We start from the raw sequence: 6,395 nt of genomic DNA, 5'->3' as shown, positions 1-6,395 counted from the left end.
AGCTTATCCTGCTCACTGTCTTTACTGTATAAATAGTGAAGTTCGAACGGATCATTTTCTAAATACAAAAAGATAACCCGTTACACTTTTCCCTTTTTTCTGATAGGCCAGTTTATAATCGATTGTCCGGATACCCTAAATCCACTGTTTATTAAAGGCCGTTCCTCTCCACTTATCGGTTAGGATGATTACCACATTTAGCTTTTTATTCTTATTAGCTTGAGCTTTAACTGTTATGCAGCAAACCCCAAGCTTTACTAAGGAAAATAATTTCATATTACCCATATTATTTAGATTGACTAAACACCAACCATTTCTGGCTTTTTGCCGGAATGGTTACTTTTAACTTAGTTTTGGTTCCCCTTAAGTTTAATATTCGTGCTACTCCATCATTTTCACTCATTATTGCCTGATTCTTCAAACCGGTATAATAAAGATCAATATCAATCTCCCTGGTAATAGGCTCATCCAAAGGATTGTAAACCATCAACAAGCCTTTTTCTTTACCCAGTGGATCAGTGTGTAATAATGCATCGTAATCTCTGCCATCGGCCCTACGGATATGGATAACATCACCATCCAACACACTTCTATGTTTTTTATAAAAATCTACCCATTTTTTAACGAGCACCTCTGTTTCGGGGCTATCATAAAGCCGTGGACCGCGGTAACAAGCCTGTACCCCAGCACCAAAAAGATTGGCCAAACGTTGCTCATAATGTGGCAAATGTTCTTTCAAAGGCTCAATGGTGGCAGCTGGTCCGCCGCCATGATATTGTACCAGTGGAACAAACATCCAGCCCATTGAAGGCGTTTTTTCCCAGGTACCATCATATATATTCTGGCGTTCTATCATCTCCTGGTATTCCCTTGGAAGCGACCAGTTTGTCTCGCGATATCCCATTGCTGTTTTAGAGCTACCATTTAGGAAATACCAATCGGGTATATTTAAATAAATACCTTTTCCACGGCACCAACGATAGAAATCCCGTATTTCTATAAATTGCTTCCATTGTGAATCTTCCAAGCCTTTATGCCCAATATGATCTGTTGAAGCACAAATATCTCCCGGATAAGAACCATCATGTTCAAATACGCCCTGACCGGTGGTTTCAAAATAAGCATACAGTTTTTTAAAATAATCTTGTCCCCACGCGCTTTGTAAACAAGGTGATTTACTGAATTTTGGACTCATGCCGGATTTAGGCATCACCACATCTGTTTCTTTACTTATGGATCTGCTGGCGAGCAATGAATATCCACCCAAGGCAATATTTTTTGATTGTGCATATCTTTCTAAATTTTTCATCCGCTCAAGGTTAGCTGCCAAACCATCTTCCAGGTTTGCTCCACTTCCAAAAGTCATGATTACCATTTCAAATCCCACTTTGGCACACTGATCAATGGCTTCTTTAACCGATTTATCATCAGAATTGCTCACATGCATAATTGTAGGATTTTCGGTTGTCCACGGTGCAATCGTTCTGTACAGTTTCCGTTGCGCTAAACCTCTTCTTTCACGATCTTCACTATCAAAAAGAAGTTCCCAAAGCCGAACACCTTCAAACAACTTACCTGAAGCCAATTCCTGATTAATACCTTTTTGAGGTTTACACTCTAAAACAGTAGGATTTCTTAAGCCATAATCTACTTGTGTGGTATAGGATGGATCAGGTTGCCATGCGATAACCTGTGCATTAGCAGAATTATTCATGCCGCCGAATGCATAATCCGTTTCTGTAAAAATGGGTGGCAATTTCCAGGTTTGGCCCGATGGTTCACTTTCAACTTCTGTAGCAGCCAGGTGTTCGCTTTGCACATTATTGACCAGTATTTCTTCTTTACCATTGTTTTTGATGCTTACCCACTTACTCATCAAAGGTAGGCCATCATAAATCTCATAATGTACTTGTACTTCAAGATCGGCAAGAAAATTAAGAGAGGCACTTTGAACATTAGGTGCGCCAAGCATAACTACTCGATCTATTTTGCTTCGTCCAAGGGCACCTTTATTACTATTTTCATTTCCCCCACCTTTTGCATCTGTTTTTCCAACACGAAGATGTGTAGGCATTGATGCTAATGCCAGTTCCATATTTCCCGAAAAGGTTTCGCCATCTTCAGATTTACTGCAAATCATCTTATCCCCTACAAACAAAATTTTCACCCAAACATCCTTACCTGGTTGATAGTCGCTCCATTGAAGTCCCCGGTCATTATGGTTAACTGTCATTCGTTTAGCTGAAGGCTGCAGACAGATTTTACTGGTTTTGCCATCCGCGAACACCAGTGCTAACCCCAATCCGTAAGGGTTATAAGGACTTTTATTCTCTAGGCCATCTGTTCCGCTATTGAGTTTGCAAATAATTACCTGTGTTTCTTTCGGAATGGATTTCTCCGCATAAGACACAGCATTATGTGGTGCCAATATTTCGCCAGCCTTACCTTCATTGTTATAAGATGCTCCTTTTTCACTCACAATCTTCCATTGCGGCAAAACTTCAAGAAAATCATCTTTAAAGAGCACTTTTCGTTGCACATCAGAAGAAGTGGCATTAGCTATATTATTTATAGTCGCCGCATCTGCTTTATACGTAAAAGTCAATTCCATTCCTTTTGGTGGCCACGCCGGCTGATTCGGCATCCAGTTTGTTTTCCGATTCCATTCAAACCGTTCGCGAATGGGATTAGTGGTATAGGAAACCATTTTCATGCTGTAAGGATCTGCCTTGAGCGCTGGTATCCATTTTTTCAGCAAATAATTCCCAATGGGCTGGCCAGCTAACCCTCCAACCTTTATTTCGCATCCATTTACCCAAAGCATAGCTTCGGGTCCAACAGCTCTAAGCAGAGATTCATTGGTTGTCAGATTATCAAGCCCTATGGTAGCGGCATTTGGCGTTAGTGAAAAGGTTCTGGTAAGCAAGCCATTGCTAAACGCTAAATTCCCTTCTGTGGTTCTGTATATCGCTGCTTTTTTTGCGGTGTTAGCCAGCAGCCAATCTACATTGATTTTCAATGCATTTTTATCGTATAATGGAAGTCCCTTAGTATTTATCTGGGCAGACACTTGACCTACCGTTGTAAACAGTAGTGTTATCCAAATCATAAAACCCACGCTAATTATTTTTCTCATTTTTTTATTTGGTTTATCTTTGATAATCTTTCGACTACATTCATCAAATTTGTATATCAATTACCTAAAAACAGGGGTATTAATTGATTTAAATAAGGATAATAACAGTTAAAATGGGATTAGATTTATTTTACAAACGGTATTGCCACAATGCCCGATGAGGTACCATTTTCAAAGCCGCCTTTTCCATCCATCGTAGAGAAATACATGCAACGAGGTTTATTATTCTCAAAAAGAATAAAAGGTCTTTCCAATTGACCTCTTTTTTCAATTGTGTTATCATCCCATTGAATTGTTTTGGAATAAGCTTTCGCGTCACTATCCATTTTCCAATCTGTTCCATTGATTGAAGTAGCGGATACGCCTCCGCCAAGTTCACCCGTATATTTTGCTTTATGATCTTTAAAAACTACATGATATCCTTTTGAATCCTTCCACAGAAATGGATCTTCGAGTTCGCCTGTAAGTTTGGCACTAAAAACCGGTTGCTTATTATTCAATACTTTATAGGGGCCAAAAATATTCTTCGCATAGGCAACGCCGAGCGACATGTCGCTATATTTAGTTCCTTCGTAAGAACGGGCTTTAAAAATCATTAGTACCGATCCGTCCTTATTGATAACCATGGTGGGGTTGGATGTCAAAAAACTGTAGAATGTATTGGGTTCTGTTTCAAGAATTGGTTTGTCCATTCTTTTCCAAGGCCCATCAAGACTATTAGAAACTGCCAGGCCCACACGTTTGTTGCTTCTACCTATAATACACCATTTGCTATCTAAGGTAAGTTCGCCGCGCTTAGGATCTTCAAATGGATGAGTAGAGCCAACATAAAACATATAATATTTATCATTATGCTTGAAGATTTGTGGATTAAATACTGAACGGCCATCCCAATACTGTGCACCTCTGGTTTTAAGCGCTTTATTTACAAAACGAAAAGGACCTTCTGGCTTATCAGCAACAGCATGAATAATTTCTGCAGAAACCATCCAGCCAGGATGAAATACTATCGTATCTGAATAGCAAGATGAAAACAGATGGTATTTTCCATCGTCTCCTTTTATTACCGTATTATCCCAAACCCAATATCCTTTAAGGTAAAAACCACCTTTCTTTACTGCCTGACCCAGATGATGAAAGATTTCATTTTTTGAGTCCTTTTTTAACTGTAGCAAATTAGGTAGCATTTTTTGCTCTTGTGCTGATACTGTCTGAGCCGTAATTAAAATAAAACATAAAAACAATATGTTTTTTAATAGCAATGAAGCTATCGTGTTTGTTCCTGATATTTTCATAAATGAGTTTATTTTTTAATCCTGATTGTGGCAGGTTTACCGCAATATTGGCCTTGAGGCATGCTAACAACTATATCTTTGCCGTTGAAATTCAAACTGATTTGTTTTAAAACAGCATTCATTTCTGGATCAGTAACCGAAATCACATATTCGTTGCCTTTGTCTTCAATTAAAACAATGCATGGAGCCGAGGCTGTCAACGAAATCCCTGTTTCATTCAATTGTGTATTGGCTTTGTAGAATACGGCTTCAAGCAGTTTATTGCCAGCTAATTTCACCGCCTGAATCAGGGTATCATTTCTTAATACATTGAATGGTAATTTTTGCGATGGAATACCATCTCCAGCATAAACTACATATCCATACGTTCCGTTTGTTACTTTTTGTCCATGATCTACCCAAAGGCGAAGAATATCTGCTTTCCCTGGTAAGTTTTGAACTTTCTCGTTGGTTTGATTCATTTTTACCCAGTTGGTTTTCTTGCTTTCACAAACAAAAGAGGCATTCCTGGTAAATTCAGGTAGAATGGTATAAGCAAATTTACCCTTTTGCGACACCCATATTGGTTTTTCATTTACCATAAATGATTGTATCCCGGTAACCGCAGGACGGGATACTCCATTTTCGATAATAGTTACCTCATTTTCTTTGGCCGTTTGATCGATAGTGGTGCGTATTGATCCGTCCATTTTCGGATTTAAATTGGTAATTCCTGCCCCAAGAGCCACGAAATAATCACCCAACATAAAATAAGACTTGTATGCTTTCACTCCATACAAAGTCGGATTTTCCCCAACACTTGTGCCCTTATCATTCACATCATCCTTATCGGAGCCATTCATTTTTTCAAAAATAAACCCGGCCACGGCATTTTCATCACCGTTGGTAGCTGAACCCGCAAAATTATACCTACTGCAATAACCCCTCCAATTGGTAACCGGAGTTAGTTTATCCATTCCTTCACGGGCGGTTACTCCGGGAGCAGCTGTCACATCCCAGCCCCCAAATATTTTATTATATTCATTTCCTTTTTTCTGAAAAATTGTCATTCCATCGGCTGTGAAAAAATTATATTTATCAGCAAAACCTGCACTTTCCAGGCCGTCACAACGAGCGGAAGCCATGTTTACAAGGATATGGTACTTCTCATTTTTTTTAATCAAATCATCATTATTAAAAAATGATCTTGTCCCATTATAACCACTATTTGGATAATTGATCATTTTGATATTATTTCCTGCCGATTCCTTATCCAATTGTTCGAGCTCTTTTTTTTCCTCAGCGGTAAAGGAGTCTTTCCAGTCTTTGAGAATTGTTTTTAACATACCCAAATAGTGAATAGATCTACTATCTACATTATATCGCATGGAATAACGATCAAGGCAGGGTAAATTATATCCTTTATAATAATACCAATTACTTCCCCTGAAAAAATTAAGCAAAGCATCTGTATTTTCTTTTGTCAATTTCTTTTCCCAGGCGGTACCCTTTAGAGAAGTAAGCATGTTTAAAGCTGCCATTGTTCCATCAATAGGGTATCCCCATACCAAACTTTGTTTCCCATGTCCCCAACCTGCTCCGTCAACAGTAAAACCCTCCGTCCAGAAAGCCTCATTAAAAGTGTTTTGGGAGGTCATGCTAATTCCATTTTGYGAAACTTCCGCTATCAGATCAACCATCGGAATGGATTTGTACATGTATGCCACCAATAATAATGGCCGATAGGCCAACGCATTGCCGCCTACCCACCACACATGTTTTCTGAATCGATCAATCTGCACTACATTTTTATCCGTTTCATCATTTCTAAAAGGTTGCGTCCAGGCTTGTAAAGCTACTGCCTTCAACATATCACAAGTAGCATTTAGCCGCGTGTTTTTGCCATTCTCCGTCGCATTCATTTGTTTTAAGAAAGCAAAATAAATGTTAACCGCAGCTGTAGGCAGGGCAAAACAGGATGCATG

General features: G+C 39.0%; 3 protein-coding genes. All 3 read right to left on the bottom strand.

Translation table 11 applies throughout. The annotated features are described in order from the left end of the window. Nucleotides 1-286: 286 nt before the first annotated feature. A complete protein-coding gene (locus tag AC1DPQ_RS14235; RefSeq protein ID WP_477579438.1) occupies nt 287-3,136 on the bottom strand; it encodes a hypothetical protein in 2,850 nt (949 codons plus the stop codon). A 125-nt stretch (nt 3,137-3,261) separates the two neighbouring features. Beyond that, a complete protein-coding gene (locus AC1DPQ_RS14230) occupies nt 3,262-4,323 on the bottom strand; it encodes a glycoside hydrolase family protein (protein ID WP_477579440.1) in 1,062 nt (353 codons plus the stop codon). A 116-nt stretch (nt 4,324-4,439) separates the two neighbouring features. Continuing rightward, nucleotides 4,440-6,395, bottom strand: a 1,956-nt coding sequence (locus tag AC1DPQ_RS14225; protein WP_477609872.1) for a polysaccharide lyase family 8 super-sandwich domain-containing protein, incomplete at its 5' end; no start/stop codon positions are given.

This window comes from Pedobacter sp. 01T416_2 (assembly GCF_056398925.1).
This window is presented reverse-complemented; position numbering and strand designations above follow the sequence as displayed.